25 protein-coding genes are annotated in these 18859 nt (G+C 53.1%); 9 read left to right on the top strand and 16 right to left on the bottom strand.

From position 1 onward, the window contains the following. Together NE584_RS07965 and ahpC are read right to left on the bottom strand one after the other, a co-directional pair. On the bottom strand, positions 1-1344 hold a 1344-nt coding region (locus tag NE584_RS07965), incomplete at its 3' end, for an FAD-dependent oxidoreductase (protein WP_256182569.1). Positions 1345-1347: 3 nt separating this feature from the next. Beyond that, positions 1348-1911, bottom strand: a complete 564-nt coding sequence (gene ahpC, locus NE584_RS07960; protein ID WP_050624351.1) for an alkyl hydroperoxide reductase subunit C — start codon at positions 1909-1911, stop codon at positions 1348-1350. A gap of 207 nt (positions 1912-2118) precedes the next feature. Here ahpC and NE584_RS07955 point away from each other — a divergent pair, with 207 nt between their 5' ends. From NE584_RS07955 to NE584_RS07945, 3 genes are read left to right on the top strand one after another with little or no spacing between them, the layout of a single operon-like run. Further along, positions 2119-2736 (top strand): TetR/AcrR family transcriptional regulator, encoded by a 618-nt coding sequence (locus tag NE584_RS07955; protein WP_055179922.1) that lies wholly within the window; start codon positions 2119-2121, stop codon positions 2734-2736. Between the two features lie 58 nt (positions 2737-2794). Next, positions 2795-4588 carry an ABC transporter ATP-binding protein gene (locus tag NE584_RS07950; protein WP_101693837.1) on the top strand — a complete coding sequence of 598 codons (1794 nt, stop codon included), beginning with the start codon at positions 2795-2797 and terminating at the stop codon, positions 4586-4588. 16 nt (positions 4589-4604) lie between these two features. Continuing rightward, entirely contained in the window at positions 4605-6356 is a 1752-nt protein-coding gene (locus tag NE584_RS07945; protein WP_101693836.1) for an ABC transporter ATP-binding protein, read from the top strand. A gap of 272 nt (positions 6357-6628) precedes the next feature. Here the strand turns inward: NE584_RS07945 and NE584_RS07940 are convergent, their stop codons facing one another. The 11 genes from NE584_RS07940 to NE584_RS07890 all read right to left on the bottom strand — a co-directional run bounded on the left by NE584_RS07940 (position 6629) and on the right by NE584_RS07890 (position 13848). After that, positions 6629-7426, bottom strand: coding sequence for a methyltransferase (locus tag NE584_RS07940; RefSeq protein ID WP_055179926.1), 798 nt, complete (start codon positions 7424-7426; stop codon positions 6629-6631). Continuing rightward, positions 7419-7823, bottom strand: a complete 405-nt coding sequence (locus NE584_RS07935) for a hypothetical protein (protein ID WP_055179928.1) — start codon at positions 7821-7823, stop codon at positions 7419-7421. The genes NE584_RS07940 and NE584_RS07935 overlap by 8 nt, the downstream gene beginning before the upstream one ends. Further along, the gene (locus tag NE584_RS07930) at positions 7820-8296 is read right to left on the bottom strand and encodes a hypothetical protein (RefSeq protein ID WP_055179930.1); all 477 of its coding nucleotides are present in this window, start codon (positions 8294-8296) and stop codon (positions 7820-7822) included. Before NE584_RS07930 ends, NE584_RS07935 begins: the two co-directional genes overlap by 4 nt. A 15-nt stretch (positions 8297-8311) precedes the next feature. Beyond that, positions 8312-9442 (bottom strand): hypothetical protein, encoded by a 1131-nt coding sequence (locus tag NE584_RS07925; protein ID WP_145984967.1) that lies wholly within the window; start codon positions 9440-9442, stop codon positions 8312-8314. A gap of 252 nt (positions 9443-9694) precedes the next feature. Beyond that, positions 9695-10012: a hypothetical protein gene (locus tag NE584_RS07920; protein WP_055179934.1), complete on the bottom strand. Its 318-nt coding sequence runs from the start codon at positions 10010-10012 to the stop codon at positions 9695-9697. A 56-nt stretch (positions 10013-10068) separates the two neighbouring features. Further along, entirely contained in the window at positions 10069-10362 is a 294-nt protein-coding gene (locus NE584_RS07915; protein WP_145984968.1) for a hypothetical protein, read from the bottom strand. Between the two features lie 425 nt (positions 10363-10787). After that, positions 10788-11441, bottom strand: a complete 654-nt coding sequence (locus tag NE584_RS07910; protein WP_055179938.1) for a hypothetical protein — start codon at positions 11439-11441, stop codon at positions 10788-10790. Between the two features lie 20 nt (positions 11442-11461). Continuing rightward, positions 11462-11962: a radical SAM protein gene (locus NE584_RS07905; RefSeq protein ID WP_055179940.1), complete on the bottom strand. Its 501-nt coding sequence runs from the start codon at positions 11960-11962 to the stop codon at positions 11462-11464. A gap of 2 nt (positions 11963-11964) precedes the next feature. Next, on the bottom strand, positions 11965-12195 hold the full coding sequence (locus tag NE584_RS07900) for a hypothetical protein (protein ID WP_055179942.1): 231 nt from the start codon (positions 12193-12195) through the stop codon (positions 11965-11967). A gap of 14 nt (positions 12196-12209) precedes the next feature. Further along, positions 12210-12455, bottom strand: a complete 246-nt coding sequence (locus NE584_RS07895; protein WP_055179944.1) for a hypothetical protein — start codon at positions 12453-12455, stop codon at positions 12210-12212. Positions 12456-13002: 547 nt separating this feature from the next. After that, entirely contained in the window at positions 13003-13848 is an 846-nt protein-coding gene (locus tag NE584_RS07890; protein WP_055179946.1) for a helix-turn-helix domain-containing protein, read from the bottom strand. A gap of 295 nt (positions 13849-14143) precedes the next feature. Between NE584_RS07890 and NE584_RS07885 the strand changes: the two genes are divergently transcribed. The 5 genes from NE584_RS07885 (at position 14144) to NE584_RS07865 (ending at position 16979) form a co-directional block, all read left to right on the top strand. Beyond that, a complete protein-coding gene (locus NE584_RS07885; RefSeq protein ID WP_055179948.1) occupies positions 14144-14692 on the top strand; it encodes a hypothetical protein in 549 nt (182 codons plus the stop codon). Positions 14693-14697: 5 nt separating this feature from the next. Continuing rightward, the gene (locus NE584_RS07880) at positions 14698-15267 is read left to right on the top strand and encodes a hypothetical protein (protein ID WP_055179949.1); all 570 of its coding nucleotides are present in this window, start codon (positions 14698-14700) and stop codon (positions 15265-15267) included. A gap of 11 nt (positions 15268-15278) precedes the next feature. After that, positions 15279-15761, top strand: coding sequence for a hypothetical protein (locus NE584_RS07875; protein WP_070103839.1), 483 nt, complete (start codon positions 15279-15281; stop codon positions 15759-15761). 91 nt (positions 15762-15852) lie between these two features. Further along, a complete protein-coding gene (locus NE584_RS07870) occupies positions 15853-16254 on the top strand; it encodes a hypothetical protein (RefSeq protein ID WP_055179952.1) in 402 nt (133 codons plus the stop codon). A gap of 116 nt (positions 16255-16370) precedes the next feature. Then, positions 16371-16979: a hypothetical protein gene (locus NE584_RS07865; protein ID WP_145984969.1), complete on the top strand. Its 609-nt coding sequence runs from the start codon at positions 16371-16373 to the stop codon at positions 16977-16979. Positions 16980-17062: 83 nt separating this feature from the next. Here NE584_RS07865 and NE584_RS07860 read toward each other — a convergent pair whose 3' ends face one another. Further along, positions 17063-17302 (bottom strand): hypothetical protein, encoded by a 240-nt coding sequence (locus NE584_RS07860; RefSeq protein ID WP_055179956.1) that lies wholly within the window; start codon positions 17300-17302, stop codon positions 17063-17065. Positions 17303-17715: 413 nt separating this feature from the next. On the opposite strand from NE584_RS07860, the gene NE584_RS07855 reads away from it, so the two are divergent. Continuing rightward, a complete protein-coding gene (locus NE584_RS07855; RefSeq protein WP_145984970.1) occupies positions 17716-17940 on the top strand; it encodes a hypothetical protein in 225 nt (74 codons plus the stop codon). Between the two features lie 207 nt (positions 17941-18147). Here NE584_RS07855 and NE584_RS07850 read toward each other — a convergent pair whose 3' ends face one another. Further along, complete coding sequence (locus NE584_RS07850; RefSeq protein WP_256182568.1) at positions 18148-18372, bottom strand: helix-turn-helix domain-containing protein; 225 nt, start codon at positions 18370-18372, stop codon at positions 18148-18150. Positions 18373-18484: 112 nt separating this feature from the next. Continuing rightward, complete coding sequence (locus NE584_RS07845) at positions 18485-18853, bottom strand: metal-dependent transcriptional regulator (RefSeq protein WP_055179962.1); 369 nt, start codon at positions 18851-18853, stop codon at positions 18485-18487. Positions 18854-18859 lie beyond the last annotated feature (6 nt).

Genomic DNA, 18859 nt, shown 5'->3' with positions numbered 1-18859 from the left:
GAAAAAGACACGGCTGGCTGCCGTGCCTTCAACCGTAAATACATTGTAATAGGAGGTGAACTCGTGGCCGCCGGGGACCCCATGGAAAGCGAGGCCCGTCCAGCTCCCATCCGGCCGGCAGACCCGGACACAGGGCAGGTGTTCCATCTCTTCGGCCGCCCCTGTCTCCACTGAGAGCTTGCTGCTCTGCGTCGCCAGTTCTTCCATATACTGCTTCAGTTCAGCCGAAAGAGGCGTTTCGTCCAGATACAGCCGCAGGATCAGAGGCGAGGACATCCGGGCGAACACCGTATGGAGCTGGGCCAGCATATCCCCCGTAAAAAGCGTGCTGCTTGTTTCGGTGGAAGCCGCCGTTTCTGCTGTCCGGCTCACCGGAGCATTGGGATGGATGCCAGTCTTTTCCTGCATGGCGGCGCACAGGCGTTCCAGCTCCGTGGCGGCAAGGGCGCCGTCTCCCACGGCGGTGACGACCTGACGCAGAGGCTTGACGCATACATCACCCGCGGCGTACAGGCCGTCCGCAGTTGTTTTTTGGCTCCGGTCTGTGAGGATATAGCCCTGGTCATTCAATTCAGCCAGGCCGCGCACCAGCTCCGTAGCCGGCTCATAACCGGCAAAGACGAACACGCCGAAGGTTTCTCCGTCTGCCGCGTGGTGCTTGGTCACTTGACCGGTTTTGGTATTCCGGTACCGGAGATAGCGGAGAGAAGTGTCACCGGAGACCTCCTCCACCTCTGTGTTGGTGAGGACGGTGATCTTCTCGTGGCTTCTGGCTGCGTCCGCTGTTGCCTGGGCGCAGGTGAAGTCGTCTCCCCGGATGAGGATGGTCACCTGGCGGGCGTACTTGGTCAGGAACACGCTCTCCTCAGCCGCAGCGAAGCCGCCGCCCACCACAAAGACATCCTTCCCGGTGAAGAACTCGCCGTCGCAGGTGGCGCAGTAAGCCACGCCCCGACCGCGGAATTGCTCCTCACCCTGGAAGCCCACCATGCGGGGATGGGCGCCGGTTGCCAGGAGAATGCCGAAGCACTTCAAATCGCCCCGGCCGGTGCGGACGGTCTTTACATCGCCGGAGAGCTCCAGACCAGTGACCTCGGCCAGCAGAAATTCAGCGCCGAAGCCCTCCGCCTGCTTCCGCATGGTCTCGGTAAGTTCCGTCCCGCTGGTCCTGCCCACGCCGGGATAGTTCACCACTTCCGAGGTAATGGTGATCTGCCCGCCGAAGTGATCCTTCTCCACGACCAACACCCGGTAGCGGGCCCGAGCAAGATAGAGGGCGGCGGTAAGTCCTGCTGGACCGCCGCCGATGACCACGACATCGTAGAAATTTGCCGTCTGCTCCATGGCTTAAAGCTGGCCCACCAGGTCCAAACTGGGCTTCAGGGTCTCGGCGCCGGGCTGCCACTTCGCCGGGCACACCTCGTCTCCGTGCTCCGCCACGAACTGGCAGGCCTGCACCTTCCGCAGCAGCTCGTCGGCGTTCCGGCCCACATTGCCGGCGTTGACCTCGTAGGCCACAATTTTTCCCTCGGGGTTGACGATGAAGCTGCCCCGCTCTGCCACGCCGTCGGCTTCGATGTAGACCTCAAAATCCTTTGCCAGACAATGCGTGGGATCGGCCAGCATGGGATACTGGATCTTCTGGATACGCTCGGAGGCGTCATGCCACGCCTTATGGACAAAGTGGGTATCGCAGGAAACTGCGTAGATCTCACAGCCGGCCGCCTGGAACTCGGCGTACTTATTTGCCAGGTCCTCCAGCTCCGTGGGGCACACAAAGGTGAAGTCGGCGGGATAGAAGAAAAACACGCTCCACTTTCCCAGTACATCCGCCTTGGTAACGGCGTGAAAGGCGTTATTCTGGTAGCACTGGACAGAGAAATCGGCAATTTCTTTTTGAATCAGGGACATAGGGATACCTCCATTCATAATTTCACTGGTTAGCAATAACTAACTACTTGAAATTATACAACTTTCAGAGAGATGCGTCAAGCGGCGCTTGAGATTTTCTGAAACAGGCCGCAGCCCTTGTCCATTTACATTTGTGTTGACAAGTTCAAGGTCGAAGAGTAAAATAGCATCGTTATATAACGATGTTATAGAGGGGTGAGGCAAAACATGGAGGAAAATTCCGCCACCACCCTGGAAAAGATCCAAGAGGCCGCTTTGGCAGAGTTCCTGAAGAAGGGCTTTTTGGGCGCCTCCCTGCGGCAGATCGTGAAAAATGCCGGTGTCACTACCGGGGCCTTTTACGGCTACTTCTCCAGCAAGGAGGCCCTGTTCACCGCCATCGTAGAGCCTCACGCTTCTATGCTCATGAGTCGTTTTATGGAGGCCCAGACCACCTTTGCCGATCTGCCTGAAGAGGAACAGCCTAAGCACATGGGTGTAGAGTCCAGAGACCATGTTGCTTGGATGGTGGGCTATATCTGCCAGCACCGGGAGCCAGTGAAGCTGCTCCTGTGCTGCGCGGAGGGGACCAGCTATGAGCACTTCGTCCACAACATGGTGGAAGTAGAGGTGGAGTATACCCTCCGGTACATGGGGGTACTACGCCGCATGGGACGGGACATCCCACAGATGAGCCGATCCCTGTGCCATATCATCGCCAGCGGGATGTTCAACGCCATCTTCGAGGTGGTCATCCACGATATGCCCTATGAACAGGCCCTGCGGGATGTGGAGCAGCTGCAGGCGTTTTATACGGCTGGTTGGTCAAAACTGATGGGGGAATGATCCCCTATCTTTTTGGAAATAGGTTAGTTTATGCTAACTTCGAGAAGGAGGTTTTTTCATGAAGCAGAAGAAAAAGAGTGATGTGGCCGTCCTGTTGGACTACGCAGGCAACCACAAGGGCCTGACCTTTCTGGGCCTGGCCCTGTCGGCGGTGTCCATGCTGCTGAGCATGGCACCCTACATCTGCATCTGGCTGGCAGCCCGGGACCTGATCGCGGTGGCGCCGGACTGGACGAAGGCGCAGAGCGTCGCCCAATACGGCTGGCTGGCGTTCGCCTTTGCGGTGGCCGGCATCATCCTGTATTTTGCGGGATTGATGTGTACCCATCTGGCTGCCTTCCGCACGGCCGCCAACATCCGCAAGCAGGGTGTGGCCCATGTGATGAAGGCCCCGCTGGGCTTCTTCGATTCCAACGCCTCCGGCCTCATCCGCGGGCGGCTGGACGCGGCGGCGGCCGACACGGAGACCCTGCTGGCCCACAACCTGGCGGACATCGTGGGCACCATCACGTTGTTCATCGCCATGCTGGTGATGATGTTCATCTTTGACTGGAGGATGGGCGCGGCCTGCCTGCTGGCTGCGGTGATCTCCATTGTGGCCATGTTCTCCATGATGGGCGGCAACAACGCCAAGCTGATGGCGGAATACCAGGCGGCCCAGGACCGTATGACCAAGGCAGGCACCGAGTATGTCCGTGGCGTCCCGGTGGTCAAGATCTTCCAGCAGACCGTCTATTCCTTCAAGGCGTTCCAGCAGGCCATCGAGGATTATAGTGACAAATCCGAATATTTTCAGGCCAAGGTCTGCCGGGTCCCCCAGTCCATCAACCTGACCTTCACCGAGGGCGCCTTTGTGTTCCTGGTTCCGGCGGCCCTGTTCCTGGCGCCTAGTGCCCTGGCCGGCAGCGACTTCGCAGGATTTGTCACAAACTTTGCCTTTTACGCAGTGTTCTCCGCCATCATCTCCACAGCCCTTGCCAAGATCATGTTCGCCGCATCGGGCATGATGCTGGCCGGCACCGCCCTGGGCCGCATCGACCAAGTCATGGGCGCTCCTGAACTGAAAAATCCGGACCATCCGCAAAAACCTCAGAACAGCCGTGTGGAATTTGAGAATGTGAGCTTTACTTACGACGGCGCGGAGACACCCGCCCTCTCCCATGTCTCCTTCACAGCGGAGCCGGGGCAGACCGTGGCTCTGGTGGGGCCCTCCGGCGGCGGCAAGACCACCGCCGCCAGCCTGATCCCCCGCTTCTGGGACGCCACCTCCGGTGCGGTGAAAGTGGGCGGCGTGGATGTACGGCAGATCGATTCCCATGTGCTCATGGATCAGATCGCCTTTGTGTTCCAGAACAGCCGCCTGTTCAAAGCATCCATCTTTGAAAATGTCCGGGCTGCCCGCCCCAACGCCACCCGGGAGCAGGTGCTCTCGGCGCTGATGGCCGCCCAGTGCGGGGACATTCTGGAGAAGCTGCCCCAGGGCATGGACACCCTGATCGGCTCCGAGGGGACCTATCTCTCCGGCGGCGAGCAACAGCGCATCGCCCTGGCCCGGGCCATCTTAAAGGATGCGCCCATCGTGGTCCTGGATGAGGCCACCGCTTTCGCGGACCCCGAGAACGAGGCGCTGATCCAAAAGGCGTTCTCCGAGCTGACCCGGGGCCGCACCGTTATCATGATCGCCCACCGCCTGTCCACGGTCGTGGGGGCGGACAAGATCCTGGTGCTGGAGGAGGGCCGTATCGTGGAACAGGGCTCCCATCAGGAGCTGACCGCCGCCGGCGGCCTCTATGCCCGGATGTGGGCGGATTACAACCAGGCGGTCCAGTGGAAGATCACCAGCGAACAGTGAGAGAGGGGTGAAGAAGATGTTCGGCAAAAACTTTCAACGCAAATACGCCCTTACCGACCAGGGCGTGAAAAACACCAAAAAGGGCGCCTTCTGGACGGTCATTGTCAATCTGGTCGTCATGGGCGGCATGGGCATCCTGTACCTGTTCATGAATACTTTGATTGGGACCCTGACAGATGGAGCGCCGCTGCCCGGCCCGGCGCTCTTTCTTGGGCTGGTAATCGCGTTCGTCATTCTGTCCTTTGTGACCCACCTGCAGCAGTACCACGCCACTTACGGCCTGGTCTACAACGAGGTGAAGTCCACCCGCCTCAGCCTGGCGGAGCGGCTGCGCAAGCTGCCCTTGGGCTACTTCGGCAAGCGGGATCTGGCGGACCTGACCGAGACCCTCATGGGCGATGTGAACCGCATGGAGCACGTCTGGTCCCATGTGCTGGGATACCTGTACGGCGCCTACATCTCCACGGCCATTATCGCGGTTTGCCTGCTGGTATATGACTGGCGGCTGACTATCGCCTGCCTGTGGGGGGTGCCGGTGGCCTTCGGCCTGCTGTTCGGCACCCGGAAGATCTCCGCCCGGGCCTCGGAGCGGACGAAACAGGCCGCAATCCGTGTCTCCGACGGCATCCAGGAGGCGTTGGAAAACGTCCGGGAGATCCGCGCCACCAACCAGGAGGTGCGCTATCTGGCCGGGCTCAACCAGAAGATCGACGACCATGAGAAGGTCACCATCCAGGGCGAGCTGGGCACCGGCATCTTTGTCAATGCGGCCAGCGTCATCATGCGCCTGGGGGTCGCCACCACCATCCTGGCGGGGGCCAGCCTGATCGTCTCCGGACAGATCGACTTCATGCTGCTGTTTTTGTTCCTGCTGGTCATCACCCGTGTGTACGCCCCCTTCGACCAGAGCTTGGCCCTCATTGCAGAGCTGTTCGTGTCCCAGGTGTCTGCCGACCGCATGAACGAAATCTATAACACCCCCACCGCCGAGGGAGTGGAGCGTTTCCAGCCCAAGGGCCACGACATTGTGTTCGACCATGTGGGCTTCGCCTACGACAAGAAGAAGGTACTGGACGGTGTGAACTTTACCGCCCGGGAGGGTGAAGTGACCGCTCTGGTGGGGCCCTCTGGCTCCGGCAAGAGCACCTGCGCCCGGCTGGCCGCCCGGCTGTGGGATGTTACGGAGGGCACCATCCGGGTAGGCGACGTGGACATCTCCACCGTGGACCCGGAGGCGCTGCTGACCGACTACTCCATGGTGTTCCAGGATGTGGTGCTCTTTGACGATACCGTGATGGAGAACATCCGCCTGGGCAAGCGGGGCGCCACCGACGAAGAGGTGCGGGCCGCGGCGGAGGCCGCTAACTGCGGGGAGTTCATCCGCCGACTGCCCCAGGGCTATGACACCCCCATCGGAGAAAACGGGGCGAAGCTCTCCGGCGGGGAGCGGCAGCGCATCTCCATTGCCCGGGCGCTTTTGAAGAACGCCCCCATCGTCCTGCTGGACGAGGCCACCGCCAGCCTGGATGTGGAGAACGAGACCAAGGTGCAGGGCGCCCTCTCCCGCCTGCTGGCCGGCAAGACGGTGTTGGTTATCGCCCACCGGATGCGAACCGTGGCCGGGGCGGACCACATCGTGGTGCTGGAAAACGGTCATGTAGCCGAGCAGGGAACTCCGGCGGAGCTGATGGAGCGCGGCGGCCTCTACCGCCGCATGGTGGAGCTCCAGAGCGAGAGTGCCCGGTGGAAGCTGAACAGCGAAGCATAAGAAAAAGTAAAATGGCGAAGTCCGGAAGTCTTTTGAACGACAGAGACTTCCGGACTTTTGACCGTAGAAAGAAATGTTAGAGAACTATTCTCCTTTAGTTGCAGTGTGTTATAGAGATTGTAGGTGTTATTCCTGAGGACTCTATACTGTCCATTTGTTTCCCTTTCGGTCAATCAAACGAGGAGGAAAGAAACTCAAAAAACAGAAATAAAAAAGAGCCGGGGACATCGTTAACAAGGTCCCCGGCTCTTTCAGAAATCTTTGACAACAAATTAGGCAATTCCTATATTCAGCGGCATCATGGTCAACTGACCGGTACGCTTGGTAAAATCACAGCAGACGATTTCGCAGTGTGGGGATGTCCCATGCCAATCAGCCTGGTATTGTGATGTGTCGATCCCGACATTAAAATCCAGTTCAATACCTGTCTGTTGCTCAAATAGACGAGCGGGGCCTGTCTCCCGCCAGCGCACATTATTTGTGCCACTGTAAACAAATGGCGCGCTTATCTGGGGGATGATAAAAACACCTGCGTCGGCAATTGAAGCAGCAGCCTCAATGACCATATACTCAAACTGACTGCTGCTGTAATTCCTACGGTATGGAGAGTGGATGCGCCCGAATGGCGGATTTGAGATGGCGCAGTCGAAATGCCCAAGACTACTGAGCAGAGCCGGATCGAGGGCGTCGCTGCAGATCCATGTTGCTTCTGGCAGAAGTTGTTTTCCAACATCTACATAATCTTGATTGATTTCAATGCATGTGATTTCCACACTGCACTGGTTATGATTATCGCAAGCACGTGCCGCCATATAACTGAGTATGCCGATACCAGCGCAGAGATCGATGAGTTTGACGTGGTCTTTGTAATTGAGCGGGATATGCAGCCTAAAGTCACGGGCCAGTCCGTATGGTGTAAAAAAGGCTCCTGCTGTACTATTGATATGGTTGGCGTCTTCGCGGTAGTGATTAAAAACAAAGCGTGTGTCGGCTTCGCTCAATTCCTTGCACTGTAGCAACTTCACTGCCTTCTCGTGAAGTTTGGCCTGGGCTTTTGTCAATTTAGCCATGCTCTGCATCCTCCTCAACAGCGGAATGGAGGTATTGGCGCAGCGCACCGACTGTTTTGTCGTTGAGCAGGACGGTGCCGTTGTTGGGGAAACAGGCAGCCTGCTTCTCGGTCATATCTTCCAGTGCCTCCAGAAGCCCCTGTACTGTCTGCTTTGGTGCAAGTTTGCTGCGGACTGCATCCGCCTGTGCCGAAGGAATATAAACATTGGGCGCCAGGCTGTGCCGGTGGAGAGCCGATAAATTTACGACTGCATAGATTGGATGCGTCCCGCTGATCTGTACTCCGGGCATCGGATCCGTAGCCTCGATGGCCGCTCCAATCTCGTTCTTCAGAGCCGAAAGGAACTGCTGTGCCTGCTGCTCCAGAGCGAGGGCTTCCTTGATTTGTTTGTTCATGCCAAATCACCTCGGCCTGTGGAAATCGGCGCCTGGATCGACTCACCTGTATCTTTTCTGCAGAGTTGCGCCATAGCAGTATATTTCTGGTCCAGCAACATTCGCTCCGTCTGTCTGAACCGTTTAGCGGCCGCAGTTTGAGCAAAATAGAGATGAGCCTTATCCTCATCGCTCAGCAAAGAATAAGCAGCGTTCAGTTTGGCTATGAATTGCTGGTGGATTTGGGTGGCTTTCTTACTCCTCAGCGCAGAACGGTACCGGGCGATGCTTTTATGGTTGCCGACCAACTGTGCATACTCGCAAAGCATACGGATTACCTCGCGGTCCAGGCCGGGAAGCCCCTCCTTCCGATAGACCTCTGAGAGACTTTCGCAGTGCCAAAAGCGGTATGGCTGGTCATCATTATTGCTCTTGGAAGTCAGATAGACATTATTCTTTTGCACCGTTACGGATCGAATCAATTCTGTACCCATTATAGTATCTCCTATTCATCTATTTACGTAGCGGCGGATATACCACGGCAGGATTCGCTCGGCGGCGGCCAGAAACGCCGCATCAGTATATGGATCAAAGAGATCCTGCTCCTCGAAGATTGCTTTGCTGATGTCGTGGGCGGTCTGTCCACTTTGGTCATGGACGGATTCTGCCATCGGTGAACCGTGTGTTCGCGCCACACACCTCATAGCGTAAAGGGCCAATTCCTTATACCAGTCAAGAGGATAGGAGCGGAATAGATCACACTGGTCATCAAATGCGGAGGGATCATTCCGCAAAATCTCGCGTAGTCGGTAATATTCCTCTGCCGGATACAGTGTCTCGCTAGATAGCGCACATTGACAGTCCGGGAACAGATACACGGGTACCAGACCGGCTTGATTGCTCTGGGAGCCGATCAGATAGGCGTCATCGCCATCGGTGTGGACTGCCCTGGGCCAGTTGTGCTCCGCCTGCAACTGAGCCAACTCGGCGGTTTGAAAGGATTGACGGAGCGGACACTCCAAGCATGGTTTCTTACCTTGGCCAGTACAGGCTGGATAGGGGAGACCCGGTACGGGGGTGAAACAGGTGTAGTTTGTTTCAAAAATCCGGCCCCCAGTTGCCAATGGTGCTGCGTAAACAAACAGAATTTTGTCAGCATAGGGGCCCTCGCGGCCTTTGCGCAGATTGCGCACGATACCACTGTTCCCGTTCTCGCTGCGAAAAGAGTGGTAGGCCGCTTGTGCCCTTAAATTGGCCTTGATAAACTGCGTATAGGTTGCCGGCTCCTGGAAGATGTCCCGGATTTCAGGCCAGTCCATATCGCAGCTGTCCAGACAGCGGCCACGGGCAGCATATTCGCTTCTGTCTCCGCTATATTCTTCTGTGATGTATCGGCGGCCATCTTTACAGACAAAGATTACCCTGCGTCTTGTCATCCCTCTGACTCCTTCTTCATTCGCGGCGTGTCTGGCCGCGCAGATTATAAGTTCCTTTGTCGTATGCGGGAATTGGCTGATGGAATCAGCCAGATTCAACTGATAAGTCTCCGGGTAATGGAACAGCCCATACGAGATATTGGCCAGAATTTCTCCAGTCTGAAGATTAACTTGGCCGGAACAGTGTCCATATTCGCTGGCCATCCTCTCGGAGGTCCTGAACGAAAAAAACCTGTAAATAGGACGATTTATGGATTCCATCCGCAAGCGTCTCCTTTTCATGAGTTGAAGTGGGGCCTCTCTGAGCAGCACTGTGCCTGAGAAAATGGAAAAGCGGAGCATGAGTGGTGTAACCCTGTCCTCGTGCTCCGCTTTGTGCTGTTCAGTCCTGTGCCAGATTAAGATAAATGCTTGAATTTAGGCATTGAGTATAATCTTCCAACTCCAGTCTGTTGCTTAACATATGACTGGGTGTTTGAGATGTCCATCGGGGAACAAAATGCTCTGCAGATCACTGGAGGCCGTGAGTGGACCGACCGGCTGCGGATTATCTCCCAACTTGATTTCCATGACCGCCCCGTTCGCATAGTGCAGAAAAATCCGGTACCCCATGTCAAACAGTTCGGTGCGGAGAAAGGCGGTCTGATCTGTGTGGATATATGGCTGTTTGTATTTCAATAGACGGCCTGTAATATAATACCCGCTGCCAGTAACGTGTCCCTTTGGAGAACGTCTGGGGATATCCCAGTAATCTTCGTACCAGTGGTACTCCATAAACCAAATCCTTTCTGGAGAACGGGCTGTGTGGACACAGACCATTCTTTCTCCGATTAAAAATTACTACATGTTTCCACGAGTTGTAGATCTCGGAAATACCGGCTTTGCTCATCTACTTTAAGCGCATCCGTCCATTCATTACGGCTTTCATAATCAGCGGCTCTTGCGATGACCGCCTCCATAGAGCGCATATAATAGTCGCAGGGGGGAGGCAGGCTTCCGGAGTGCTTGCGGCGGATCACATCCATCTGATCCAGCAGATGCAGGGCAAGCCCGCGATCTAAAACCAGTTCGCCGGTGGTGGGGCCGGCTTTTCTGATAGGCTTTGAGGGATGATTCTCACTCATTGTTTGCCGCTCCATCAGCGTGTTTTTCCAAGCCTAGTCGCTTGATATAGGTATAGGGGCAGTTTGGCCAATGGCCAATCTCGCACTGTAGGCAATTGGTCTGTACGCAGTGTTCCTCCATGCAGTTACGACACAATGAGGTACCCACATAGTCGGGGGAAGCGATAAAATCAGGCGGAGCCATATCCGCAGGTGATTTACGGATCAGCGGGCGTCCGCAACGCTCACAGTTCTGTTCAACCCACCGGACAGGTTCTGCCTTGTCATACTCGATGGGCTCACCACAGATGGAACAGAACTTCCATGGCACCGGGTTTGGGCATGTTTCAGGGCCATTCGGCGGTGGTAACGCATGGCCGCAGGTCCCACACCAGTATTTAGGCGCAACATTGGGCCGCTCCTGTGTAATTTTAGGGATCATTCTCTTACTCCTCCTTGTTCTTGTTTATTCCGCTTTGATCGGGCAGCGCCGCAGACAAATCCTCGGCCTGCCAGTCATACAGCAACAGGTCACGGCTGTCGCTTCCCGAGGGTAGGGAGGCAGGCCGAAAGCGGTAATTTGTAAATACAAAGCCAGTAGGAATGTGCGTATATTGGATTGCAAGGATATGGAACTCAACACCCATCCAACTGGCGGCGCCTACGATCTGCTCGGTCACATGCCTGAAATCCAGATTGAAGACCCAATTTTCCCAGTAACGGTGCGGATCAGCATACGCCTCACCGCCCGGCAGGGACAGCAGTTTCGCTTTCATTTCCTCATAGCTCCGCAGTTTCGGCTGCTGTCCTGCAAATGAGTTTGCAAGAGACTTTTCAAACTCATTGAAAGGGACAAATGGCCTTTTTCCCTCAAAGTCTCCGTTGCCGTCCAAGGCGATGACCCGACCTCCGGCAACAACCTCAATGATCACATCCTGCTGGATACGGCGGTCATTTGCATAATAGTCCGGTGTTGAGGTGTACCACACTCCGCTTGCAGTGTCACGATTGTAGTAGTAATGGGGAATATCTACTGACTTGAAGACATCCTTGCAGAAGCCCGAATCCTCGAAAAAATAGGTGACTTGAATTTTCTTCATTGGGTATCCCCCCATCTTGGCTACGGATTTTTTGACGGCTGGTACCGCATCAGCACCTCCCCCTCTGGCAGCGGGCAGTTGGGAATCCACCTCATGTGGTCCTTCACCTGCCATTCCGGACGGCAGATGACAGTTCCGACTTCATCAAATACATTCAACCGAAGCGATTTCCCCGTAAGGTTCTGGGCAGTCCGGTCAAAAGACTGGAATACCGGGATATCCTCCGGTGTGTGAAGCGTCACCGTCACGCCGTCCAACAGTGGCATCAGCGCGTCCAGTTGTTCCGGCATAGCCGTATAGAGGTAGATAGGCACATTGGTCTGCCTCCGGATTGCTGCGATGGCCTCCCGAATAATCTCCGGATACAGCATAGGTTCACCGCCTGTGAGCATGATGAGACGATATGGTGTGTAGTCCTGACAGAGCGGGAGAGCTTGGAGGTCCCAATCCCGGTTGCAGCAGCCGGGACAGTTTCGATTGCAGTCATCAAAAAGGAGCAGACGCAGTTTATCCTTGGTCACGGCTATTCCACCTCCTTGTCCTTATCAGCGTATGCCAGACAGACCTTGACATCTGTTTCGCTGAAATGGAATACCTCAATCAGTTCTTCTTCGGTAAAATCAAGGTCTGACAGGGTCTCGATCACCTCGCGGACATGGCCGCCAGCGTCATTGACCATATGATCGATGATATAGTTGGTCAAATCCAATAGGCGTTCCATCGTAATGGCGATGGGTTGGTTTTCGTCGGGCATTTCCAGCACCTCTTTCAAAACTCAATGAGGTCATAACCGCTTTGCGCAGCGGCAGAACCTAAAATATTGTGGATAGCAAGTTCCACAACGGAATCTGTGTCGGGGTCATCCAGAACTTGCTTGAGCCTGGTCAACTCCACCCGGAGGGCGCGCTTTTGCTCCGGTGTGAGGGGGCGCTCCAACTGAATCATCACATCAGCAAAGTCACCGTCGCCATTGACATTCAGTTCTCGAATCAGTAGCAGATTTGCGCGGGTCATCCATAGCACCTCGTTTCTTTTGTGAATTTTCAGATGAAAACTTCTTCTTATGTGTTTTTATCCGCTCCTCTCTTCGCATTTATGGGATTATATATAAAAAGGCACACGGGCATAGAGCCTCGTGTGCCTTGTGGACGGAACCGCCTAAGTTAGAATTGTTCCACCAATGGGCCGGAAAACAAAAAAACTCCCAAAGGCATAAACCTCTGGGAGTTTTAAACACGGTTACTTTGTTTGCTTTGGGCAAACAACGGATACTATATGTCTGCATTATACAGGGATGGATCAGAAATTGCAAGAGGGAAAGTATCGAATTGGATGTCATGGCGCGGGAAAACTATTGCCATTTGTCCATACACAGGGTATAATAGTTTCAATCAGTCTCAGAAATTGCTTTGAGCAGTTTACAGTGAACAGTGTTACACGGTGTCTGAAAGCCTGTTGGCTTTTGGGCACTTTTTGTTTTTCAGACATGCAGCGCAGATACAAAGGAGTGGTGGGTACCAAACTGGCATCTGTGTTGCTCCGTCATAGTCCTAACTGCGTCTCAGACAGGACTGCTGTCTGGCTGCGCCGGGCGGAAGAGTTCTACATCAGCAATCTCGACCCCACAAAGTTCGCCTACAACAGTCTCCTGGAAAGCGACTTCAAGCGTTGCGTGTTCATCGACCATATACTCCACCGCTGTTAAGGCATAGTCAAAAAACGGAATACAGATCCGGTGGATATACTCGGAAAAAGCCTCGCCCTCACTGATTTCCTCATAGCCCTTGATGGTCTCACACATATACCGCTGAAAATCAGCGGCGAGTTTGACTGACGAAGTTTCACCGACGAATAGATCGAGGAAAATATACCCGAAAATAATGAAGTACCAAAAATATACCGGGTGTTCTCTGGTGATAAGAGAGCGGAAGTCTGCTTCTAAGGCGCCGCGTTGAGTGGCCTTCTGGGCCTGCTCAAGCAAATCCAAAACATTAAACAGTGCATCTGGATAGTTGGTCACAAACTGCCATCTTCTATACAGTTCCGGGTTTACTGTCTCAATTTGATTAAAATACTCTACAAAGTATCCCATGATATCTTCACCGATATCATACGCCAGAAATTCCTCTGCGTTGAACGTATAGGAGTCCCATCTATGCATGGCCGCTTCCCGGACAAATTTATTGTATATTCGGATAAATCGCTCCTTGTCGCTCTCTTGCAGGGAGTAGGCAGAACAACCCAGTGCATCAGCCAGAGCAGGAAGGTTTTTTTCCAATGGCTCCCGCGCTCCTAACTCATATTTTTGATAATTGCTGACGGCCATCCCCAGTTTGTTCGCCACCTGAGCCTGGGTCTGCCCACTGCGCTGCCGATAGTATTTGATTCGGTCCATCATTCGGTCCATGACTATGCACTCCCAACATACAAAATTGTATGTATAGTATAACACATACTTTTTTGTATGTCAACAGAAAAATAAAGAACATCCGAATATGTTTTCAAAGCGGTTCTGATGCTGCTCTGTTTCCTGATGCCGGCCCGGGATTAGCCTGGGCCACTGTACAAGAAATAGATCGGTTTATCGGCCGCTTTTTTTATATAGATCCCCGCTGTCATTGTGGCCGGGGCGTCCCTGTTCTGCGGTGCGCCCTGCGGCACACCGATTATATATAGATCACATCAAAAAAGGAGATATGAGAATGCCTTATAATGTTGAACTTTGCTACGGATATTTTGAAGGCGAATGTGGTATTTATCACGCATTTAGGCTTGTAGCCCCGGAGAAAGATTTTCCCGACGATGTGGAGAAATCTCTTGCGGAAAGCCTTGAGACCAAAGCAGACAATCCGAATTTCAAATGGGACTGTATGCACCTCAATTTGCCGGATGCCATTGTGGAACGCATCAAAGCGGATGGTGTACGGGAGTATCTTACTGCTCAGAAAGGTGAACATCAGGACATACAGCGGTCTGTGGACCAGCAAAACGATCATGCGAGAGGAACTTACCAGACGAAGTATATCAGGGTGTTGGGCCATGCAGAAGTTACAGTTTCAGTCCGGATCAAAGTCAGAGATGATGAAACACTTAGCGAGCAGGATATATATGCCAGGGCTGGAAAGAAATTTGGAGGCATCATGGCCTTTGTCGGCAATGGCGGCATGGATAAACTCATCGGTGTTGAGGGCGAAGGGGAGACAATTTCAGCCGATGAGGCGCCGGTGTTCGATGACTATATGGAGGAGTGAACAGTATGAAAGAGAATAAACAGGTGAATCCCGCTGTTTCCAGCTGCACTGCAGAGATTGTTCAAAAGGATGGACTTGCCAAGATTTCCCGCAGTCCTGGTATTGCTGTACACAACTATATTGTGGGCGGCGGTTGGCGAGGATGTTCCAACGAGTTGGACACCGTTGTCATGCGGGAAGCCGAGTTCCTGCGGGACCACTATCACATCAATGTTACCATCCGGTTTAATTCGAATCGGTTGAGCGGCGGGGCATGGCTGATCGACTCCAAGAAGGACGGCATCGGCAGCAACAGCAGTATCGGCCTGGGTGCCAGCCTTGTGAACAGCAGACTGCGTGCAATTTTATTGGAAGAGAAGATGAAGATGTCCAGCGAGGAATTCCGGCGACTGTGCCGCGAAACGGATTCCATGATGTTCTCCACACACATCGACCTCAAGAAAGCAGAGCACTGTGTACCCGCAGATAGTAAATATATTCTTCTGGATTCAGAACACCGGGATTTTACATCTTTAGATGAGGCAATCTGCTATCTCAAAACCCATGCTTTCGGGTTAAAACAGGAAAGGATTTGAGGAGAAAGAACATGAATGAAGTCAAAAGACAGGCGACTGAGACAATGGACGAACTGCATCAGACCATCCCGTACTGTAGTTACTGTGCGGTGATGGATGGGCTGCAGGAGATAGAGACTCTGCGCGACCGGGATGAGGAACTGGAGAAACTCTGGGCTGAGTTTGGAGATGTGCCGATGAACCCGGAGACCGAATGTATCGAGGCCCCATTCATGGGGTGGGGGGTCGGTATTCACCGGGAGGAAATATGGAGTTGGTTTGATCAGCGGTATAGCAAGGGCATTGCCTACCTGCTGTACGGAGGTGCCGAGGATTATGTACCGGAGACAAAGCGGCTCTATGGATTAAGGAAGCGCTGCTTTGAGTGCGAATCTCGGTCTTGCCAGTTCAATCATGACGGAGAATGCAGGTTCGTTCTGGTTCATGAACGGGAGCCGCAGATTACGGAAGCGGACGGATGCATTGATTACGACTATTCAGAAGAGAATACGTGACGATAGATAGAGATACTGGTGAACACTGGTCTGATGCTATGTGTGAGGCCGGATGCGCACAGACTATATCTGGAACAAATCTGGAGGAGACATGAAACAATTCGATTTATTTGAGTGCCAGAAAGAATTGGATATCCAAGCAAAGCGGGAACAAATGTTTCAAAAATGGAGGCTGCTTCCACCAGAACGCCTGATTCTGGCGGGAACTCCGGACAGACGCCGACTTGGCGAAGAACTGGCAGATGGATACTGCATGGTCTGGGAACAGGCCCTTCATCGTTGCCAGGGACTCCCGCCCAATCAGGAGATTTGGCTAAACCACATAGAGAAGCCTGAGTATTGGGTCATGAATTGGAATGATGATCCATGTGGAGAGCATATTGAAATCTGCCCATTTTGCCACGCCAACCTCGCATGTGGGGAGGGCGATGCGGTTCTGATTAAAGCCGATGATGGTTGGTGGCGCATCCTGGGCTTCATGGAAGCAGAGTGATGAGCAACAGGAGCAGGAAGTTGGCTTTCCATACAAAAGGAGTCCGCAGGTTACAAGCCTGTACCTTGCAACTGATAGAATCCCCTATAATGAATCATCAGGGAAGGAATGCGAATATGAATTTTTCAGAAATCAGACACGATTATATTTGGGGCCCCGCAGTGGAAAACGGCGCAAATGGTGGCCATGACCTGCTTGCCGCCGTTTCCATCGATGCTTGGAAGAGCGCAGACGACAATGAAGAGGGTGAGGTCCTCGCCAATGTGCTTCTGACAGCGCATGGCGACATGATTGTAGACTTTCACGATAATGGGGTCAGGATGCATCAACCGGTTCTGGATCACATCCGGGCAGCAGAAGAAACCCTGAAGCAGATCTGGCAGGAAAAGGTTTGCCAGTACAGCGGGAAAATAGTCTGTGCCACGGTACTGACCATTCCGCGCAGCGTGATGGATCAGATCAATGACTACCTGAACGCTGATACAGAGGATGCCTATCAGGGGGAGGACAACACCATCACCTATACAGCTCATTTCCCCGATGGGAAAGAAATGGATGTGAAGTGCTGCGGCTGCCGAGACGAATCCTCATGGACGGAGGCGGTTCTCTTCGATAAAAACGGTGCTGAATTGTGCTGTAGTGAACCTGCCGATGAGTATGACGGAACATGGACCCTGGAGAATGAAGGGGTGGAATACATCGTCTACATCGCAGTTGAGAAATAAGGGCAACTAAAGTTATTCAGAAAAGCAGACAGGGCGGGTATCTGTACAGATACCCGCCCTGGTGCTCTCTCAGAATGGATGCGTTAATTCTCGCTTGTATCCTGTCTGCTTCGGCGTTTCTGACGCTGAGGCGTCTTTTTTTGCTGCTTGGCGTCCATCTCGTAGAGCCATACACTAACCGGGGCGTTCCAAGGCTCGTTTTTGCTGGGGATATTTTTGATCAGACTCTGGGAGGTCAGCCCCAGACGCTTGGCCAAGGCGATATCCGCATCGTTCAACCGGCACTTTTTCTTGGCATTCTGCCACATCTGCTCACTGTACATTGCCACACGCCCCCCTGATATACAGTATTATATAATCAGTAGTAATACAAAAAGGATAGATTATTGCGCGCCCCATTCGACAGGCATCCCACTCGGCTGTATTGTACTCTGCGTCAGAGTCTATCAGCAGACAGGTGAAAAAAGAGTGCTTCTCGTAAATTTTTCACCAATTTCGTCACAGGTCAAGCGACTTATGTGTTTCGACGACAATGCTCCAACTGGGGAACGTCCATGACTTATCACATTCTGACAACCCTACCTGTGGATATATCCTTTGGTGCCTGCTCTGGGTCTACAAACTGGACGCCGCCTGTAACGGCGTATGGTGTTTCCACTTAAAAACGCTTTACAGCGGTTTGGTTTGTCTGTACAATAATTCTATAAATTGGCGTTTCTAAAGGAGGAGTATCATTATGAACAATAAATCAATAGTAGGCGCATTGCTCATACTCGCATCAGCTGTTTTATTTTCTGCTTCCCTAATCTGCTCATCGCTTTCTGCTGTCGCAACTGCTACATTAGGATTCATTGCCACATCTAAACCATCAAGTATCACGATTTTGATATACGTCATTAGCGCGCTTCTTGCTGCAACGGGTTTAATATTGATTCTATTAGACTTTAAAGCAAAACATTGATATGTACCCAAGTTTTATGCCATCGTAAGTTCTAGTAGCTGATCAAATCAACATAAATGACAGTTTCTAACTTGTAAGAAAAAGCGGCATCATACAGAGTGCGGAGTATAAGAAAGCACGCAACTATATTAAAACAGGGGGGCTTTTGATCGGAAGCTCCCCCTGTTAGGCTTTATTATGGCGTCCCGGCGGCAAAAATTTATAACCTTACCCATACACGATTTGGATAAAGTCAGCGTTCAGCTTATGACGCAACTCGTAAATGATGCTGGAGATACCCGTCCAACTGCTGTCGAACGAATCAGGATCGACAAGTTCATAGATTTCCCTTTGTGAAAACACCCGTCCGGGCCGCTGGACAAGCAAATGGAACACATCAAACTCCATAGGGGGCAACTCTATGATTGACCCTGCCAGAACACTTGACGGCACGCAACATCAATACACAAAGCCATGCACCGCAGGGAGGCGGAGGGCATAACCGTACATATGAACAGTTTTCCCGCTCTATCACCCCCAATGGCCTCGACGGATCGGCCGCCTTTTATTTGTCCTTTAGCCCTGATTTTATTTTCTGAAAACTGTCGTCGCTGATTGCGTGCTCCATGCGGCAGGCATCTTGCTCGGCGGTCTTGGGCTCTACACCTGCATCCACCAGCAGGCGGGTGAAAAAGCAGTGCTTCTCATAGGTTTTTTCAGCAACCTCTCGGCCCACATCTGTCAGGTGCAAGAAAGAGTCTTCGTCCATAATGAGAAACCCACCCTCTTTCAAAGTAGAGACCGCATGACACACACTGGGTTTCGATACATCAAGATGCCGGGCCACATCTACGGAGCGTACCATACCTTTCTTCCTCTTTAGGACAAGGATTGCTTCCAGATAGTCTTCGCCAGATGCGTGTAATTGTTTCATGGGGAG

Origin of the sequence: Clostridium sp. DFI.5.61 (assembly GCF_024462915.1) — a bacterium.
In the GTDB taxonomy this organism is placed as follows: Bacteria; Bacillota; Clostridia; order Oscillospirales; family Oscillospiraceae; genus Lawsonibacter; species Lawsonibacter asaccharolyticus.
This window is presented reverse-complemented; position numbering and strand designations above follow the sequence as displayed.